This window comes from Streptomyces sp. NPDC054757 (assembly GCF_053612185.1).
The window spans coordinates 22,326-38,743 of sequence record NZ_JBSHBW010000044.1 but is presented as its reverse complement, the minus strand read 5'-3'; the positions used below and the strand labels follow the sequence as shown (position 1 = coordinate 38,743).

Here is a 16,418-nt window from a genome sequence, read left to right as displayed (position 1 = left end):
AGTGGGGTCGCGGCAGGCGGAACCGTGGACTGTGTTCGCTCACAGGCCCAGGACCGTCGCCACGAGTTCGGGGCGGCTGCGGACACCGGTCTTCGCGAAGACGCTCTTCAGATGGTCCTGCACGGTGGCCGCGGTGATGTGCAGTTCCGTGGCGATGGCCCGCGAGGGCAGGCCGGCGACGACCCGCGCCAGGACGTCCCGCTCGCGCGGCGTGAGCCCGTACGCGAGCAGCAGCACCTCGGCCACATCGGCGGCCGGCGCCGGGTGCACCGTCACGGCGAGGCGCGCCGGGAACGGGCCACCGCTCAGCGGCGAGGCATGGACCGAGAGCCACCGGCCCGACCGGCCGCGGACCCGACCGTGGGCCGGCAGCGCCGCGCCCCTCCCCCGCGCGGCGACCTCCAGTACCGCGATGGGCAACTCAGCCCCGGGCGAGGCCAGTTCGTCACGCCAGAGTTTCGCGGCCGGATTCTCCGAAAGCAGCCGCAGCTCCTGATCGAGCAGGAGCACACCCGCCTCGTCCGGGCCGGGAGCGGCGTCGGCGGGTGCCCGGTGGACGGCCCGGCGCAGGGCCGCGGCCACCGGGGCGGACAGCCGCCGCAGGACGTCGACGTCGACCGGGGTGAAGTCGGGCCGCCCGCCGCCGCGGAACAGGGCGATGGCGCCCCAGCACCGGTGGTCCACCACGAAGCTCGCCCGCAGTTCGTGCCGTGCGTCGATCAACGGGAGCACGGCCCGGTACCGGTGGCTGGACCCCGGATCATCGCCGGTGGCCGCACCGAGCGTGCCCGCGGACATCTTGGAGCGGGCGAGCGCCGCGAACTTCAGTACGTCGTCCACCAGGTACTCGTTGTACGCGGCGGCTCCGGCCGCGTCCGGCGTGAGGCCGGCGCTCACGTCGTCGGTGATCAGCAACGTGGTGGGGTCGATCGTGCCGAAACAGTAGGAGTCGACCGGTACGAGCCGCGTCAGCCGCTCGGCGATCCGGCGCCGCAGCTCCCGGGAGCCGAGGTCGAGACGGCATATCGCCTCGATGTCACGCACGGTCTCGCGCCGGGCCACCGGGGAACTCACCGGCCGAACGGTACCCCAGAAGTGTGGGATGGCCGGGGGCTGCCCCGGCTTCTAGTCTCAGTGCGGAAAACGCAAGGCACAGGCACAAGCACAGGCGCAAGCACAGGAGGTATCACGGCATGTCCCCGTCCCTGCTCACCGTCGGACTCGATCCCGCGCTGGTGGACGACGCGCCCTCGTCCCGGGCCGCGTTCCCCGAGCTCGACGCCGAAACGGTCCGGGCCGGCGTGGCCGCCGAGCGGGCCCGGCTCACGGAACTCGGCTTCACTGTCGACCTCTGCCTGCTCGACTACGGCCGCACGGCCGAGGCGGTCTACCGCGCCGCACTCTCCGGCAAGGAGTACGACCTCGTGGTGATCGGCGCCGGCATCCGGCTGGACCCGGTGCTGACCCCGCTCCTTGAGGTCCTGGTCGACGCCACCCACGAATTGGCACCCGGCGCGAAGCTCTGTTTCAACGTGAGCCCGTCGACAACCGTCGAGGCCGTCCAGCGGTGGTGGCCCGAACGCGAGCCACTAGTCTGATACTTGATCCAGACCTATCCATCAGTGCTGGTCAAGGACTTGGGTGTGGAGAGAGTGCAGCGCCGCTGTCGCGAAGGGCGGAATCCCCACGGTCCGTTGGAACGTCCACGGCGGGCGGAATCCGGCAGCGGCGGCAGGCATGACAAGGGAAAGGTGCAAGCGCATGGGTGTCAGTGGCGTCGTCAATGAGAACGGGACTGGAGGGAGCGACCCGGAAGAGCCGTCGCTTCCCGCGTCCGACAGGGACGAGGGGGGTGTCTCGGGCGAGCGTCTGGTGCTCTTCACCGACGCGGTGACCGCGATCTCCATCACCCTGCTGATCCTGCCGCTGGTGGACCTCGTCCCGGAAGTCGCCTCCGCCCACAAGCCCGCCAGCGAAGTGATCACCGGTCACCTCACCCAGATCTGGAGCTTCCTGCTCAGCTTCGCGGTCATCGCGAACATCTGGCGGGAGCACCACCGGGCCTTCTCGACGGTCAGGACGGCCTCCCGCACCCTGACGGTGTGGAACATGGGGTGGCTGCTCTCCGTCGTCGTCATACCCCTCCCGACGGAGATGATGGGCGCCTTCGGTGGCCGCGACCGGTTCGTGGGAGCGTTCTACTACGCGGCGCTCCTGGCCGGCATGGTGTGCCGGCTGGCCATGCTGAACATCCTGAAGAACAACCCGGGGATGGTCGAGGGGGACAGCGAAGCGACCCGCCGGAGGACCGCGGACCTGTACGCCGACAGCTTCATCACCGTCCTCGCCGTGGTCGTCGCGTTCGCCATCGCGCTCGCCGTGCCCGTGCTGCAGTACTACAGCCTTCTGCTGCTGATCGTGGCGGGCCGGGTGCGCTTCACGCGACGGCGCACCGCTCACTGACCGCCGGAACGCCCGGCGCGCGACGCGCGGATCACTGCAAGGGCCGTTCCCAGGCGTCCCCGCCGAGCGGGTGGACGTAGTGGGGGCGGCCCTTCGTGCTGCTCGCGCGGAACGGCCTGCCGTGGTCGTCGATACGGACGGTCCCGTGCCGGCTTCCGCTGCTCCACTGGAGCTCCAGGTACCAGCTGACGTCGTGCGCGCCGGTGTGGGCGTTGACCTCAAGCACCTGCGGGTCGCCGGCGGACACCTTGTACGGGAAGTCGGTCGCCGGGATCTTCCGGTCGCCCTGCACCCCTGCGGTCGCCTTCGCCAGCGGCGTCCCGGTGTCCAGGTTCACATCGAAGGCCGCCGGGGTGAGCCCGCCGCCGCAGCCGTCGCCCATCGCGTACGAGGACCAGGCGAGCGGCGCCTGCCGGCCCACGATCCTCACGTGCAGGGCCTGGAGCACCACCGCGTCCCCCGTCTTTCCCTGCACGGACAGCTCGATCCGCGCTCGGTCGCTGGAGACTCCGCCCAGCGCGGTGGCCCAGCTCGCGGCGTCCTGCTCGGCCGGGGGCGGCGGCATTTTCCCGGCGGGCCGGTCGACCAGATACGACTGGCTGCACGGGCCGTCCCAGACGTACGGCCGGACGTTGACCGTCAGGGGTACGGCGGGGACGCTGCTGCCGTCGGCGCCCAGTGCGCCGCCGTCCCCCGTCTTGCCGTCGCCGGAGGGAGACGGCCGGGTGGAGGGCGAGACGGAGGGGCTCGCGGAGGGCTTGCCCCGCTTCTTCTCCTCGGGCCCGGCGGTGCCGGTGGCGGCCGACGACGGGCCGGCGTGCACGGACGAGGTGTCGCCTGCGGCCGAGTGGTGCTCCGGCGATGCGGCTCCCGTGTTCCCCACGGCCACCGCCACCGGGACGGCGATCGCGACGGCCACCACGGCGGCCCCGGCCAGCCGGAGCCGCCGCCCGACCTTGCGGCGGGCGGGGGCGGACCCGGACCCGTGGCCGGACACGGAGGCGGAGGCGGCTTCGGGCTGGGGGCCGGTTTCCGGACCGGCTCCGGGAGCGGCACCGGATACGGGTACGGGTACGCCACCGGCTTCCGTCTCGGCTCCGGCTTCGGCCTCCCCTCCGGGCGCAACTGCGGCTGCACCACCAGGTTCGGCACCGGTACCGACACCGGCACCGGCCCCCTGCGCGGCACCGGCTTCCGCCCCGGTCCCCCGGCCGGGCCCGGCCTCGGTAGCCCCGGCCGCCGTTCCACCCGCCGCCGCGTCCTTGGGCCGCCGCCGGGCCGCGTCGGCCAGCAGCCACCGCCGGTGCAGCGCGATCAGCTCGTCCGGGGTCGCCGCGCAGAGCCGGGCGAACCGCTCGACCGGCGCGTAATCGGTCGGCACCGCATCGCCGTTGCAGTACCGGTGCACGGTGGACGTACTCATGTGGAGCTTCCCGGCAAGGGCTCCGTAGCTCCGCCCCGAGCGGCTTTTCAGCTCTCTGAGCAGCGCGGCGAATTCCTCGGTCTCGGAGCCCACGGCCACCATCCCCCTCGTTCCATGTCCCGGGCACCCGATACGCGTTCCAGGAAGGCGTTCCAGGGGGGACCCTTCCCCCCAGGTCAGAGTACGCGCAGCCGTTCCAGCGTCCCCAATGGTCCGGGAACGATTGCGGCGGTAATCGGCCACCCCACAAGCTGAGTTCGTGTTCAACCGACTCCGGCACGGCTGCGGCCTGGGCGTGGTCGACGCAATCGCGCTGGCCGTCCTGGCCGTATCGACGGCGACGGTCGTCCTGCTCATCAGTCGCCTCTGAACCACCGGACCCACGCACACACCAGACCCACGCACACAACAGACCCACGTGCACACCAGAGCCAGGCACACATCTGCCGGACCAACACCTGACCGACGTACCCACCTGACCCACACCTGATCCACGGGGAGATCCACCATGAACATCCGCCGCAACCGCACCCGTATCACCACCGCAGCCGCCACCGGCCTGGTCGCCGCACTCGCCATCGCCGGACTGTCGGCCGCCACCGCTTCCGCCGCCCCGGCCAAGGCGCAGAAGATCGTCACCTGCACCCCGGCCAACACCAAGACCGTGCTCTCCAGCCGTCCCGCCGGTCATCTGCTGATCAAGTCCACCAACAAGGGCAAGACCCCCTGCTACGCCTACGGCGCCCCGCTCATCGGCTTCGACCACCCGCAGTCGACCGTCCAGATCAACGAGGACAGCGTGCCGCAGGCCGTCGTCACGCTCGATCCCGGCCAGTCGGCGTACGCGGGTGTCCGCACCTACGGCGCGGGCGACAGCGGCCACTACGCCAAGCAGATGTCGCTCAGCTTCGAGGGCCGCGCCATGGCCGGTTCGGTCGGCCCCTCGGCCTCCTTCAAGGTCCCCGCCAAGACCTGGGTCAACGACAACGCCGCCGTCACGTACTGGCAGACCACCCAGTCCGACGCACTCCACTGGTAACCGGGCAGGCGACGACCGCCCTGGCACCCGACGCGCCCTGGCACCCCTCCCCGGGGTGCCAGGCCGTTCCGTCGTCACCGGGCAGGAGCTACCCCAGCGGGAATTCGGCCCGGCTGCTCCAGGCCGTACCGTCGTAGGCGACCAGCCCGACGGAGCGTACGGACGTGCCGAACGGCAGCTTCGTCCGCACATCGGCCTCGACCCTGTCGAGCACGGCGGGCCCCTGCCCCTGGGTGAGCGTCACATGCGGCGCCGGGTCCTCCCCGAACCGCCCCCCGTACGGCGGCGCTTCGGGCCAGCGTGCGTGCACGGCCCGGGTCAGCGCCCGCACCGGGCCGTCCGGCTCGGGGACCAGATGGAGCAGGCCGGGGAAGCGCCCGCACTCCCGGAAGACCACGTCGAAGGTGCGGTGGCCGCCGATGAGTCCGGTCAGCGCGCCCAGCACTCCGTCATCGATGCGGTCCACCCGCAGGAACGGGTAGAGCACGGTCAGATGCGCCGGAACACCGTCCGCCGCCATCGGATCGAACCGCTCCCGCCAGCCTCCGGCCACCGGCTCGGCCTCGGGCACCATGATCACCAGAGCCGTGTCGCCCGCCTGGTACATGTCCACTCCGTCCTCGGGAAGGACGCCACACTCCCACAGCGCCGGGGAGCACGGCGCGGCACCGGCTGCGGACCAGGCCGGCCGGCACACCCGCCCGCCGCTCAGCCGCCGAACCACCCCGCCACGTCCACCCGGAAGCCGCCGCCAGGCAGCGCCCCCGGCACCAGGGCCCGCAGGTCGGACTCCAGTCCGGCGAGCCGCTCCGCGCCCAGGACCCGCGCCCACTGTGCGTACAGCTCGTCGAAGATCTCACCCGACCGCACCAGCACCTCCGTGCCGTGCGCCGTGAGCAGCACCAGCTTGCGCCGCCCGTCGGCGGGGTCGGCGGCCCGCTCGGCGTACCCCAGCTCCTCCAGGCGTTCCACGGTCTTGCCCGCCGCCTGTTTCGAGACCCCGAGCCGCCGCCCCACCTCGCTCGCCGTCGCCCCGCGCACCCCGATCGCCTGGAGCGCGAAGCCGTACGCGGGGCGCACATCCGGGTGCCCCTCCTCTGCGAGGCGGGCGTGCAACTGGTCGATGGCGGCGCGGAATCCGGCGAAGAGCAGCATCGGCAGCTCGTAGCCGTGCCCGGCAGCTGCTCCGGCCGGGGCTCCGGGCTCAGCCATGGTGCGGCCCGCCGTTGCGCATTTCGACAACCTGGTTTACGTTTTCGTCAATCACGTTGTCGATTTTACGAGCGAAGGACCACCCATGCCAGTCACCGCCCCCGACCACGCCGCCTTCCCGGACCACACCGTCGAATCCGCCCCCGCCCCCGCGCGCCGCGCCATGCAGGCCACCGCCGACCGCCTGGGCTACCTCCCCTCCCCCGTGGCCAGGATGGCGACCTCGCCGCAGACCCTCGACGGCTTCCTGAAGCTCAGCGGAATCTTCGAGTCGACCACCCTGAGTCAACTGGACCGCGAGGTCCTCATCCTCACCATCGCCACCCGCAACGAGTGCCATGTCTGCGTGGCCATGCACACGGCGAAGCTCACCGCCCTGGGTGCGGACCCCGGCCTCATCGATGCGCTGCGCACCCAGAAGCCGCTCACAGAAGCGAAGTTGGAGGCGCTGCGCACCTTCACGCTGGAGGTGCTGGCCACTGCGGGGGCGGTCAGGGAGGCCGGCCTCCAGGCGTTCCTGGGACACGGATACACCCCGCAGAACGCCCTGGAGGTGGTCCTCGGCATCGGTACGTACACCCTCTCGACCTTCGCCAACCGGCTGACCGGCGCCCCGCTCGACGACCAGCTCGCGGCGTTCGCCCCGCAGTGAGGTCAGGGGCGGCCGTTCAGTCGAACTCGCACCACACGGTCTTGCCCGGACTGCGGCTGCTCACCCCCCACCGGTCCGCCAGTGCCTCCACCAGCAGCAGCCCCCGCCCGGTCTCGTCGGCCACGGCCGCGATACGCGGGACACCGTCGCCGCTGTCGTGCACTTCGACCCGCAGCAGCCCGTCCCCGTACGACCGGAGCTGCAACCGGTATCCCCGGCCGGGCGGTACGCCGTGGAGCACCGCGTTCGTGGCCAGTTCGCTCACACAGAGCAGCACCTCGTCCGCCCGCCCGGCGGCCTCCCAGTCGGTGAGGGCGCTACGGGTGAACTCCCGGGCCGCCCGTACGGACCTGCGCTCCCGCCGGTAGAACCGCTCCCGGAGCAAGGGGTGTTGAGTCTCGACATCCATGAGGCCACTGTCACTGTCCGTCGCTACTCTGATGCAGTGCGTCGACCCGTACAGAATTCCCGTACGGGTCGCGCACGCATAACGTGCCGAGCGATACGGGGAGTTCGACATCATGCACCCCAGAAAACGTCCGAGGAAGAACGCGTCCGCCATGCGACTGGTGGGCGCCCTGCTGGCGCGGTTCCGCCTGACCGCCGGGCTGACCCAGAACGCGCTGGCCACAAGCGTGGGCCTGGACTGCGAAACCGTCGCCTCGATCGAACAGGGGCGCCGCCCCCTGAAACCGGACTACGCGGAGATCTTCGACCGCGTGCTCGACACGAAGGGGGCGCTGGCGGTCGCGGTGGCGAACATGCCGGAGATCGACCTGATCCCGGCGTGGGCGGAGCAGTACATCGACCTGGAGCAGGATGCGCTTGCGCTGTCCTGGTACGAGAACCAAGTTCTGCCGGGACTGCTCCAGACCGAGGACTACGCCCGCGCTGTCTTCCGCAGCAAGGTCCCCGCCATGAGCGAGGAAGCGATCGACGGTCAGGTCGCGGCACGTCTGGAGCGCCAGGAAGTTCTACGCCGAAAAATGCCACCTACCACCAGCTTCATCATCTCGGAGGCCATTCTCAGAGACTGCCTCGGCGGCCCCGAGGTACACAGAGCCATGCTGGCGCACCTTCGTTCGTGCTCCGACCTGCCAGGTATCACGCTCCAGGTCATGCCGTTCGGCCGACAGACCCATGCAGCGCTCGACGGCCCATTCATCCTGCTCGAAACGCCGGACCATCAGCATCTCGCCTACACCGAAACCCAACGCGGGAGTCAGCTCGTAGCTGACCCCAACGAGGTCAGCATCCTCTCCCAGAAATATGCGATGCTGCGAACTCAGGCCTACAACACCGAGGACTCGAAAGGCCTGTTGGAACGGCGGCTAGGAGAGCAATGAGCACCGCACTTGAGTGGTTCAAGTCGAGCTACAGCGGCAGCGAGGGCGGCGCCTGCCTCGAAGCCGCGTACACCTGGCGCAAGTCCAGCTACAGCAGTGAACAGGGCGGCGATTGCGTCGAGCTCGCATACAACTGGCACAAGTCCAGCCACAGCGGAAGCGACGGCGGCAACTGCCTGGAAGTCGCTGCGCACCCCGCCGCCATCCACATCCGGGACTCCAAGAACACCGAAGGCCCCACCCTCACCCTCACCCCCGCCGCCTGGTCCGCCTTCGCCAGGTTCGCCACCAGTACCGGAACCCCCTGATCCGTCCCGTCCCAGTGGCAGGATGACAGCAGTACGCCGACGGGAGAGGGACCCATAGACATGGCTGTCGTCCACCGCACCACACTGAGCCCCACCAAGCTGGAACTGCTCGCCGCCTGGCTGCCCGCGCAGCCCTGGTACCTCGGCGGCGCGGACCGTACGCCCGAGCTGTCCAAGGCGGGCGGCTTCCGGCTCGACGACCCGACCGGTGCGGTCGGGATCGAGTTCATGCTGGTCACCGACGCGTCCGGGGACGAGCCCGTCACGTACCAGGTGCCGCTCAGCTACCGGGACGCGCCGCTCGAAGGCGCGGGCGACGAGGCGCTCGTCGGCACCACGGAGCACGGGGTGCTCGGCAAGCGCTGGGTGTACGACGGGGCGCACGACCCGGTGCTCGTCGCCCAGCTGGTCGCCGCGATGGCCGGGGCGGCGCTGCCGCAGGAGCAGAGCATCAGCAACACCCCCGACCCGACCGTCGAGGGCCACTTCACCGGCACGGAACACCCCGTGGCCACCGGGATCGCGGCGGTGGCCGACGGCGAGGACGGCACCGACGTACGCGTACGGACGTCCAACACCGCGGGCCCCGGACTGACCCTCCACATCAACCGGGTGGTCCGCCCCGGCCAGGCCGCCACCCCGCAGGACCTGGGCCGCGTCACGGGAAATCTGTCCCTCCCGGACGGCACGAAGGCACGCGCCGTGTACGCGGTCGTCCGCGAGACCGACTCGGGCCCGGCCGCATAGGCGGCGCCCCTTGGCGCCCGGCCCTTCCTGCCGGTCAGCGACAATCGTCGTGGCCGGCGGAGGGGTCATCGGCAGGCGATCCGACAAGCGTCGAGCATCTGGTCAGCCGTCCGGCACGGTGCCGGCCCGTGCGAGGTGTTCGAGGGTCGTCGCCAGATGCCTGGCCGCTGTGCTGGAGTGCCGGTTGGCGGGGACGGCGAGGGACAGCGACCAGGTCAGCCGGTCGCTGCCGGGCCCGACGACGCGCGGATGAGGGCCGGGGCCCAGGTATGCCTCGGGCAGGATCGCCACGCCCAGCCCGTGGCGGGCGTAGGCCGCGGCCGTGTCGGCGTTGGCGACCTCGATGCCGACGTCGCGGTGTTGCCCGGCGGCGGCGAAGGCGCGGTCGACGACGGACCGGCTGCCGTAGCCGGCGGGAAAGTCGACGAAGGTCTCCCCGGCCAACTCGGCCAGCGTCGTGCTCTCCTCTGCGGCCAGGGGATGCCCGTCCGGTATGACGAGGCGCATCCCGAACGACGCGAGAGGCTTCAGCCGCAGATCCCGTCCCGCCGGGCCGGGTTCGGAGAGCAGGGCGAGGTCGAGCCGGTCGGCGCACAGATCGTCGGCGAGGCCGTAGGACCCGCCGGGACGCTGGGTCAGCCGGACCCGCACCCCGGGGTACCGCGCACGGAGCCGGCCCAGCGCGAGCGGGAGCCCGATGTCGGGCAGCGAGGCCACGACGCCGATCCGGACCTCTCCTCGGATCCCACCGTGGACCTCTTCCACGGCGTCGATCGCCGAACGGGCGGCCGCGAGCGTCTCGCGTGCGTGAGGCAAGAGAGCCCGGCCGGCCTCCGTCAGCTGCACGTTGCGAGGGGTGCGGTGGACGAGTTCGGCCCGCAGCCCGCTCTCCAACGCCTTGATCCCGGCCGAGACCGCGGACTGGACCACGTGCAGCCGGGCCGCCGCCCGCGTGAAGCTGCGTTCGTCCACCACGGCGAGGAAGTACTCCAGGTGCCTCAGCTCTACTCCGATCACGAATATTGATCGTAGCCAGCACCAATGATCGTTGTACAGAATTCTTCCTCCGCGTGACAGTGGTCGGACACGAGAACGAGTCGGGACACGAGAACGAGGAGGAACCGTTATGCGGCGCAACCATCGGGTTCTGATCGTCGGGGCCGGGATCGCGGGACCGACGTTGGCGTTCTGGCTCGCTCGCCATGGGTTCACCCCGACCGTGGTGGAGCGCTCGCGCGAACTCCGCGCGGGGGGACAGGCGATCGACGTGCACGGCCGCGCGGTGGACGTGCTTGAGAAGATGGGACAGCTCGACGCCGCCCGTGCCGCCCGGACCGGGATCCGGGGGATGGACTTCGTCGACGGCCGCGGCCGGACCCTGGCCAGGACCGAGGCGTTCAGTCTCACCGGCGGCACCGTGGGCGGCCGTGACATCGAACTCATGCGCACCGACCTGGCGAACCTGCTCCTGGAGAGCACCCGTGAGAGCACCGAGTACCTCTACGGCGACCGGCCGACGTCCGTCGAGCAGACCGACACGAGTGTCACCGTGGAGTTCACGAGTGGGCTGATACGGGAGTTCGACCTGGTGGTGGGCGCCGACGGGGTGCGCTCCGCGACCCGGTCGATGGCTTTTCCCGCCGACACCTGGCGTATGCACCGGCTCGGGCGCTACATCGCCATCGGTGAGATCCCCAACTACCTGGACTACGACCGCTGGGAGACCTTCCACGCCGCAGGCCCGGATCGGCGGGTCTGCTACTTCGCCGGCGCCCGATCGACCCGCGCGATGTTCACCAAGGCCGACCCCGACCTCGACATCGAGCAGTACGACGACGAGGGCCTGCGGGGGCGGCTGCGCTCCCACTTCGAGAAGGACGGCTGGCACACCCGCCGACTGCTTGACGAGATCACGGCCAACGAAGACTTCTACTTCGACGACCTGCGCCAGGTCCACATGGACTCCTGGCACCTCGGACGGGTCGCGCTCGTCGGCGACGCCGGCTACTGCGCCTCACCCGCCTCCGGGCTGGGCACCACCCTGGCCATGGTCGGTGCCTACGTCCTCGCCGGCGAGCTCGCCGCCGCCGGCGGGCAGCACCAACTCGCCTTCGCCCGCTACGACCGCCGGATGCGGCCCTTCGTCGACGACTGCCAGGAACGGGCCCGCCGCGGCGGCAACCTCTTCATCAGCCGCCCCCGTTTCTGGCTGCAGATGCAGCAGATGCGCCTCTCCAACCTGCCCCTGCTCCGCGGAGCCATGAGGCGCCTGGCCGCCGGATCCAAGGAGCACATCGGGGCAGGCATCACCTTCCCCGAGGAAGACCCCGGGGCCTCGCTGCCGGTCGCGTGAGGCGGGCCCCGGACGAGGCCAAGGACCTGGTACCGCAACGGTGCACCGCCTGACAAAGCCCTCCTGGTGGACTCATGGACCATCCCGCTATACACACAGTGTATAGATACTCGTATAGTCCCCACATGGTTTCTGTGTACCTCTTGCCGGTGAAGACGGCCGCGGCGCTCTTCCCGCTCCTGGCCCTGGTGTTGTTCCTGCCGACGGCGGTCGTCCTGTACCGGCGGCACGGCAACATGTCGCACTGGCGCGTGATGTCGCTCCTCGGCTTCCTGTACTACGCGATCTCGGCCCTGTGCATGACGGTCGTGCCGCTGCCCAGGGAGACGCGGGGCATGTGCCGGAGGTTCGCCGCGGTCGCCCATCCGCAGTGGATGCCGGGCAACACCTTCGGTGACATCTGGAAGGAGGCGCACCATAAGGTCTCGCTCGGCGCGCTGGTGTTCCACAACCCAGCGGTGGCCGGTGCGCTGCTGAACCTGGTCATGCTGGTGCCGCTGGGTGCCTTCGTCCGCTGTCACCTGCGGCGCGGCATCGCGGCGGCGGCGGTCGCGGGCTTCGGTGTCTCGCTGTTCTTCGAAGTCACGCAGGGCACCGGGCTGTGGGGTATCTACCCGTGCCCCTACCGGCTGTTCGACGTGGACGACCTGCTGATCAACACCGCGGGAGCACTGGTCGGCTGGTGCGTGGCCGGACCGCTCGCCCGGGTGCTGCCGACACTGGACACGCTGGAGAAGAGGGTGGGTGGGCGGCGGCGCGTCCCCGTCGGTCAGCGGCTGGTGGCGCTGCTGACCGACCTGGTCGGAGCCGCGGCCGTGATCGCCGCCGCGGTCCTGGCCCTGATGTACGCCGGGCAGCAGGGCTCTGCGGTCCTGACGCCGGTGACGGCCGTAACCCTTCCCGTCTACTTCGTCGTGCTGCCCTGGCTGACCGGGGTGACCCCGGGCAAGCGGCTGCTCCGGCTCCGGCTCGTACCGGTCGGAGAAGCCGGGAAGCCCGCGCTGTGGCGGCTCGTTGTACGCGCGGCGCTGCTGGGCGTGGTGGCACTCCCGCTGGTGGCGACCTTCGTGGCGGCGTCGCTGGTCCTGCTGGAGCGGCCCATGGGGCTGCTCCGCCAGGTCACGGACGCGGGCGTGCATGATGTCTACTGGCTGCTGATCGGCCACTTCCCGCAGATCCTGCTGGCGACCTCTGTCTGCGGCTGGGTCGGTGCGTACGTGTTCCTGGCCCGGCGCCGGGCGCCTCAGCTCTGGTTCCACGAACTGGCCTCCGGGGTGCGGACCGTGGCATCGCCGCGCGCCCGCTCCAGCTCCAGCTCCAGCACCAGCACCAGCACCAGCACCAGCACCAGCACCAGCACGGAACACCCGGCCCGCCCGCAGGTCACTGAACCGGACGACACCACCGGCCGGCCGGACGCCGTTGACGTCCGTGCGCTCGCACGACGGCAGGGTTGACGACGAGGTCGGGCCCCGGGCGGCCTTCGGCCGCCGGGGACCGGAACGGGCCGTGAGCGAGGGCATTCGGCCGTGTCCAGGTAGTCCGTGACGGCCCCGTGAGGGTGTCAGACCTGGCCGTAGCCGCCGTCGACCTGGTAGTCGGCGCCGTTGACGTGGGAGGCCGCGTCCGAGGCGACGAAGGCGATGACGGCGGCGACCTCTTCCGCGGTGCCGGCTCGGGTCATCGGGGTCCCGGTGCCCATCGTGGCGATGAGCGCCTCGCGTTCCCCGGCGGTGGCGGCCAGCTGTGCGATACCGGGGGTGTCCGTCGGGCCCGGGCTCACCACGTTCACCCGGATCCCGCGTGGGGTCAGCTCCAGGGCCCAGGTACGGGCGAGGGCGCGGACCCCGGCCTTGGAGGCCGCGTAGAGACTCCGCCCGCGCGACGCCTTGTGCGCGGCCATCGAGCCGGTGAGGACGATGACGCCACCGTCCACCAGCAGCGGCAGCGCCTTCTGGACGGTCATGATCGTGCCGGTGATATTGACGTCCAAGACCGTCCTGATGACGTCCTCGGTGATGGTCCCCAGCGGTGCGGTCGCGATCGCCGCCGCGTTGACGACCAGTACGTCCAGCCGGCCGCTGCGCCGTTCCACCTGCGCGAAGAGCCGGTCGAGGTCGTCGGCCGAGCGCGAGTCGGCCCGCACCCCGACGACATCACCTGGTAGGTCCGCGGCCGCCGCCGTCAGGGCGTCCTGGTCCCGTCCCGTGATGTAGACGGTGCCGCCCCCTTCGGCGATCTTCCGTGCGGTGACGTGCCCGATACCGGCACTCCCGCCCGTCACGACCGCGACCTTGTTGTGAAACGCGTTGCTCATGGAACTCGTCGTCCGTTCATCTGGGCAGCCGTTCCGAAGGGAACGTCCTGGGGAACACAGGCGGTACGAGCCTGAGCCTGTGCGGACACCGGTGCCAGAAGCCCGCTGATGCTGGTACTGGCAGCACCAGGCCGACGCCTCCCGGCTCTGGCACAGTGGGGACCTGTGCCGACGACCACGAACCGGACCGAACTGCGGGAGTTCCTGCGCTCACGACGCGCGCGGGTCTCGCCCGAGGACGTCGGCATCCTCCCGGGAGTTCGGCGGCGCACCCCCGGACTGCGCCGCGAGGAGGTCGCCCAGCTGGCCGGTGTCGGCATCACCTGGTACACGTGGCTGGAGCAGGGGCGGCCGATCAACGTCAGCTCCCAGGTGCTCGACGCGGTGGCCCGCACGCTGTTTCTGGATGCCGCCGAGCGCGACCACCTCTACCGTCTGGCCGAGGTCCCCCAGCCTCCGGTCACCCGCGGTCCGCCGTCCGCGCTCCCCGGCCACCTCGACACCGTCCTGGGAGCCCTGGACCCGTTGCCCGCCATGCTGGTCGACGCCCGCACCGACGTGCTGCGCTGGAACCGCGCTTACGCGGCCCTGCACCCCGCTCTGGTCAGTGCTCCGCCGGGCAGGCGCAACACCCTCTGGCACCTCTTCGCGGAACCGGAGGGGCAGCACCGCATCGTCAACCGCGACGAGCAGGCGCCCGAGGCCGTGGCAGGGTTCCGCTATCGCTACAGCCAGAACGCGGGCGACCCGCAATGGCAGGACTTCGTCGCCCGTCTGTGCACCGCCAGCCCGCTGTTCTCCCGGCTCTGGGCCACTCACGACGTCGCTCCACCGCACCTGTGCGACAAGCGCTACGACATCACAGGGATCGGCGAAGTGAGCCTGCGTGCCACCGGCATGGAACTGACCGACCACCCCGGCGTCCGCCTCGTCGTCCAGACCCCCACCGACCGGCGCAGCCGCGAGAACATCGACCGCCTGCTACGGGACAGCCCTTAGGCCGGGCGACGCACCTGTGACCGCCTAGACCACGGTCGACGAACCGCGGGCGCCGGTCCAGGTGTCGAGCGCGGTGGCGCACGCGCTGCGGCGGGCGTCGGCGTCGGAGGCGCGGGTGGCGAAGGCGATGTGGCCGTCGGGGCGGATCAGGACCTGCCGCACTCCGGCGAAGGCGTCGGGCAGGTCCGGCGCGGTGGCGCTGAGCGTGGCGAACCCGTCGCGCGCGGCGGAGGGCGGCCACGGTGTGGCGTCGTCCCCGGTGAGGTCGAGCAGGAGGAACCGGCCGTCGGTGAGGTGGTCGAAGACGCGGGTCGCCTCGCCGTTCCGGCTCAGGCCGAGGTCGGGCATGCGCTGTCCGGTCAGGGGGTCGCTGCCTTCCGGGGCGGGGTAGGCGGTGCTGAGCGCCGAGACGCGTCCGGCCAGAAGCCGGTTGACCTGTTCCAGGCCGAGCAGTTCGTCGACCAGGGAGCGCAGGGCGGTGGCGGGCCGCCGGTACTGCGGCACGAGGGCGAGTTCGGCCAGCAGGGTCTGCACCTCGGTGTTCTGCGTCACCGCCATACCCACCGGGCGGCGTTCGGCGTCGTAGCTGTCCAGCAGGGAGGCCGGGGCCGTGCCGCGTATGTCGGCGGCGAGCTTCCAGCCCAGGTTCATCGCGTCCTGCAGGCCGGTGTTCAGGCCCTGGCCCGCCGCGGGGAAGTGGATGTGCGCGGCGTCCCCGGCGATCAGCAGCCGCCCGTTGCGGTAACGCTCGGCCAGGCGCGTGGCGTTGCCGAAGCGGGAGAGCCAGCGGGGCTCGGCGATGGCGAGCTCGTCACCGCACAGCCGCCGCAGTGAAGCCTTGAACTCCTCCAGCGTGACCTCCTCGCGGGACGGGGTGCGCAGGCGCTCGGGGTCGATGTACACGAGCCGGGTCAGCCCGCCCTCCAGCGGGACGACCATGACGCCGGCGGCCCGTGCGGCCCGGAGCGCGGCGGGATCGGCGGTGACGGTGGCGAAGTCGCCGAGGACGCCGGTGAGGGTCTCGTCGGTGCCGGGGAAGCCGATTCCGGCGGCCCGGCGCACCACACTGCGGGCGCCGTCGCAGCCCACGGCGAACCGTGCCCGTACGGCGGTCCGCCGCCCGTTGCCGTCGCGGAGCTCCAGCGACACCCCGTCGGCATCCTGGGTCAGGTCCGCGACCTCGCAGTCGCGGTCGATGACCACCCCGAGCCGGCGGGCCCGCTCTTCCAGCAGGGCCTCGGTGCGGGCCTGCGGCAGGAACAGGGTGTAGCCGTGGCGGCTGTCCAGCGCGCTGAAGTCGAGTGGGGTGTCCAGGCCGGCGAAGTGCCAGCCCGGCAGCGTCCGGCTCTCGGCCAGGAACCGCGGGGCGAGGCCGCGCAGGTCCAGGATCTCGACGCTGCGGGGGTGCAGCGTCAGCGCCCGGGAGTTCCGGTTTGCCTCCTTGCGGCGCTCCACGATGCGGGTCCGCACACCGGCCAGGGCCAGCTCGCCGGCGAGCATCAGGCCGGTCGGCCCGGCTCCGACGATGATCACGTCCGTTTCCATCACACACTCCGCGG

The 16,418-nt window shown here is 71.2% G+C and carries 18 protein-coding genes; 10 read left to right on the top strand and 8 right to left on the bottom strand.

Annotated features, from left to right (window positions below; translation table 11 throughout):
- Window positions 1-39: 39 nt before the first annotated feature.
- Window positions 40-1,074 (bottom strand): helix-turn-helix transcriptional regulator, encoded by a 1,035-nt coding sequence (locus tag ACWGKJ_RS32790; RefSeq protein ID WP_385027656.1) that lies wholly within the window; start codon window positions 1,072-1,074, stop codon window positions 40-42.
- 119 nt (window positions 1,075-1,193) lie between these two features.
- Here ACWGKJ_RS32790 and ACWGKJ_RS32785 point away from each other — a divergent pair, with 119 nt between their 5' ends.
- Both ACWGKJ_RS32785 and ACWGKJ_RS32780 read left to right on the top strand, forming a co-directional pair.
- Entirely contained in the window at window positions 1,194-1,598 is a 405-nt protein-coding gene (locus tag ACWGKJ_RS32785) for a hypothetical protein (protein ID WP_385027659.1), read from the top strand.
- A gap of 163 nt (window positions 1,599-1,761) precedes the next feature.
- Window positions 1,762-2,463, top strand: coding sequence for a TMEM175 family protein (locus tag ACWGKJ_RS32780; protein WP_385027662.1), 702 nt, complete (start codon window positions 1,762-1,764; stop codon window positions 2,461-2,463).
- A 31-nt stretch (window positions 2,464-2,494) separates the two neighbouring features.
- Here the strand turns inward: ACWGKJ_RS32780 and ACWGKJ_RS32775 are convergent, their stop codons facing one another.
- Window positions 2,495-3,988: a helix-turn-helix domain-containing protein gene (locus ACWGKJ_RS32775; RefSeq protein ID WP_385027665.1), complete on the bottom strand. Its 1,494-nt coding sequence runs from the start codon at window positions 3,986-3,988 to the stop codon at window positions 2,495-2,497.
- 406 nt (window positions 3,989-4,394) lie between these two features.
- On the opposite strand from ACWGKJ_RS32775, the gene ACWGKJ_RS32770 reads away from it, so the two are divergent.
- Window positions 4,395-4,925, top strand: coding sequence for a DUF4232 domain-containing protein (locus ACWGKJ_RS32770; RefSeq protein WP_385027668.1), 531 nt, complete (start codon window positions 4,395-4,397; stop codon window positions 4,923-4,925).
- 88 nt (window positions 4,926-5,013) lie between these two features.
- Here ACWGKJ_RS32770 and ACWGKJ_RS32765 read toward each other — a convergent pair whose 3' ends face one another.
- Window positions 5,014-5,532, bottom strand: a complete 519-nt coding sequence (locus ACWGKJ_RS32765; RefSeq protein ID WP_385027671.1) for a 2'-5' RNA ligase family protein — start codon at window positions 5,530-5,532, stop codon at window positions 5,014-5,016.
- A gap of 101 nt (window positions 5,533-5,633) precedes the next feature.
- Entirely contained in the window at window positions 5,634-6,137 is a 504-nt protein-coding gene (locus tag ACWGKJ_RS32760) for a MarR family winged helix-turn-helix transcriptional regulator (RefSeq protein WP_385027674.1), read from the bottom strand.
- An 85-nt stretch (window positions 6,138-6,222) separates the two neighbouring features.
- Here ACWGKJ_RS32760 and ACWGKJ_RS32755 point away from each other — a divergent pair, with 85 nt between their 5' ends.
- Window positions 6,223-6,789, top strand: coding sequence for a carboxymuconolactone decarboxylase family protein (locus ACWGKJ_RS32755; protein WP_385027677.1), 567 nt, complete (start codon window positions 6,223-6,225; stop codon window positions 6,787-6,789).
- A 16-nt stretch (window positions 6,790-6,805) separates the two neighbouring features.
- Here ACWGKJ_RS32755 and ACWGKJ_RS32750 read toward each other — a convergent pair whose 3' ends face one another.
- Complete coding sequence (locus tag ACWGKJ_RS32750; protein WP_385027680.1) at window positions 6,806-7,198, bottom strand: ATP-binding protein; 393 nt, start codon at window positions 7,196-7,198, stop codon at window positions 6,806-6,808.
- A gap of 151 nt (window positions 7,199-7,349) precedes the next feature.
- Between ACWGKJ_RS32750 and ACWGKJ_RS32745 the strand changes: the two genes are divergently transcribed.
- The 3 genes from ACWGKJ_RS32745 to ACWGKJ_RS32735 are packed head-to-tail and all read left to right on the top strand — an operon-like array spanning window position 7,350 to window position 9,190.
- Window positions 7,350-8,135, top strand: a complete 786-nt coding sequence (locus ACWGKJ_RS32745) for a helix-turn-helix domain-containing protein (protein ID WP_385027683.1) — start codon at window positions 7,350-7,352, stop codon at window positions 8,133-8,135.
- Window positions 8,132-8,443 (top strand): DUF397 domain-containing protein, encoded by a 312-nt coding sequence (locus ACWGKJ_RS32740; RefSeq protein ID WP_385027686.1) that lies wholly within the window; start codon window positions 8,132-8,134, stop codon window positions 8,441-8,443. Before ACWGKJ_RS32745 ends, ACWGKJ_RS32740 begins: the two co-directional genes overlap by 4 nt.
- 60 nt (window positions 8,444-8,503) lie before the next feature.
- Entirely contained in the window at window positions 8,504-9,190 is a 687-nt protein-coding gene (locus ACWGKJ_RS32735; protein WP_385027689.1) for a maltokinase N-terminal cap-like domain-containing protein, read from the top strand.
- A gap of 102 nt (window positions 9,191-9,292) precedes the next feature.
- On the opposite strand, the gene ACWGKJ_RS32730 is transcribed toward ACWGKJ_RS32735, so the two are convergent.
- Complete coding sequence (locus tag ACWGKJ_RS32730) at window positions 9,293-10,207, bottom strand: LysR family transcriptional regulator (protein WP_385027692.1); 915 nt, start codon at window positions 10,205-10,207, stop codon at window positions 9,293-9,295.
- 109 nt (window positions 10,208-10,316) lie between these two features.
- Here ACWGKJ_RS32730 and ACWGKJ_RS32725 point away from each other — a divergent pair, with 109 nt between their 5' ends.
- Both ACWGKJ_RS32725 and ACWGKJ_RS32720 read left to right on the top strand, forming a co-directional pair.
- Entirely contained in the window at window positions 10,317-11,543 is a 1,227-nt protein-coding gene (locus ACWGKJ_RS32725) for an FAD-dependent monooxygenase (protein WP_385027695.1), read from the top strand.
- 125 nt (window positions 11,544-11,668) lie between these two features.
- Window positions 11,669-13,000 (top strand): VanZ family protein, encoded by a 1,332-nt coding sequence (locus ACWGKJ_RS32720; RefSeq protein ID WP_385027698.1) that lies wholly within the window; start codon window positions 11,669-11,671, stop codon window positions 12,998-13,000.
- Window positions 13,001-13,107: 107 nt separating this feature from the next.
- Here ACWGKJ_RS32720 and ACWGKJ_RS32715 read toward each other — a convergent pair whose 3' ends face one another.
- Window positions 13,108-13,860, bottom strand: coding sequence for an SDR family NAD(P)-dependent oxidoreductase (locus ACWGKJ_RS32715; protein ID WP_385027701.1), 753 nt, complete (start codon window positions 13,858-13,860; stop codon window positions 13,108-13,110).
- A gap of 165 nt (window positions 13,861-14,025) precedes the next feature.
- Between ACWGKJ_RS32715 and ACWGKJ_RS32710 the strand changes: the two genes are divergently transcribed.
- Window positions 14,026-14,859, top strand: a complete 834-nt coding sequence (locus tag ACWGKJ_RS32710; protein ID WP_385027704.1) for a helix-turn-helix transcriptional regulator — start codon at window positions 14,026-14,028, stop codon at window positions 14,857-14,859.
- Window positions 14,860-14,883: 24 nt separating this feature from the next.
- Here ACWGKJ_RS32710 and ACWGKJ_RS32705 read toward each other — a convergent pair whose 3' ends face one another.
- Entirely contained in the window at window positions 14,884-16,404 is a 1,521-nt protein-coding gene (locus ACWGKJ_RS32705) for a monooxygenase (RefSeq protein ID WP_385027707.1), read from the bottom strand.
- Window positions 16,405-16,418: the final 14 nt, after the last annotated feature.

Excerpts from the sequence above, each read along its gene's own strand:
- ACWGKJ_RS32785 (WP_385027659.1), top strand. The coding sequence starts at position 1,194 with ATGTCCCCGTCCCTGCTCACCGTCGGACTCGATCCCGCGCTGGTGGAC.
- ACWGKJ_RS32780 (WP_385027662.1), top strand. The coding sequence starts at position 1,762 with ATGGGTGTCAGTGGCGTCGTCAATGAGAACGGGACTGGAGGGAGCGAC.
- ACWGKJ_RS32775 (WP_385027665.1), bottom strand. The coding sequence starts at position 3,988 with ATGGTGGCCGTGGGCTCCGAGACCGAGGAATTCGCCGCGCTGCTCAGA.
- ACWGKJ_RS32770 (WP_385027668.1), top strand. The coding sequence starts at position 4,395 with ATGAACATCCGCCGCAACCGCACCCGTATCACCACCGCAGCCGCCACC.
- ACWGKJ_RS32765 (WP_385027671.1), bottom strand. The coding sequence starts at position 5,532 with ATGTACCAGGCGGGCGACACGGCTCTGGTGATCATGGTGCCCGAGGCC.
- ACWGKJ_RS32760 (WP_385027674.1), bottom strand. The coding sequence starts at position 6,137 with ATGGCTGAGCCCGGAGCCCCGGCCGGAGCAGCTGCCGGGCACGGCTAC.
- ACWGKJ_RS32755 (WP_385027677.1), top strand. The coding sequence starts at position 6,223 with ATGCCAGTCACCGCCCCCGACCACGCCGCCTTCCCGGACCACACCGTC.
- ACWGKJ_RS32750 (WP_385027680.1), bottom strand. The coding sequence starts at position 7,198 with ATGGATGTCGAGACTCAACACCCCTTGCTCCGGGAGCGGTTCTACCGG.
- ACWGKJ_RS32745 (WP_385027683.1), top strand. The coding sequence starts at position 7,350 with ATGCGACTGGTGGGCGCCCTGCTGGCGCGGTTCCGCCTGACCGCCGGG.
- ACWGKJ_RS32740 (WP_385027686.1), top strand. The coding sequence starts at position 8,132 with ATGAGCACCGCACTTGAGTGGTTCAAGTCGAGCTACAGCGGCAGCGAG.
- ACWGKJ_RS32735 (WP_385027689.1), top strand. The coding sequence starts at position 8,504 with ATGGCTGTCGTCCACCGCACCACACTGAGCCCCACCAAGCTGGAACTG.
- ACWGKJ_RS32725 (WP_385027695.1), top strand. The coding sequence starts at position 10,317 with ATGCGGCGCAACCATCGGGTTCTGATCGTCGGGGCCGGGATCGCGGGA.
- ACWGKJ_RS32720 (WP_385027698.1), top strand. The coding sequence starts at position 11,669 with ATGGTTTCTGTGTACCTCTTGCCGGTGAAGACGGCCGCGGCGCTCTTC.
- ACWGKJ_RS32715 (WP_385027701.1), bottom strand. The coding sequence starts at position 13,860 with ATGAGCAACGCGTTTCACAACAAGGTCGCGGTCGTGACGGGCGGGAGT.
- ACWGKJ_RS32705 (WP_385027707.1), bottom strand. The coding sequence starts at position 16,404 with ATGGAAACGGACGTGATCATCGTCGGAGCCGGGCCGACCGGCCTGATG.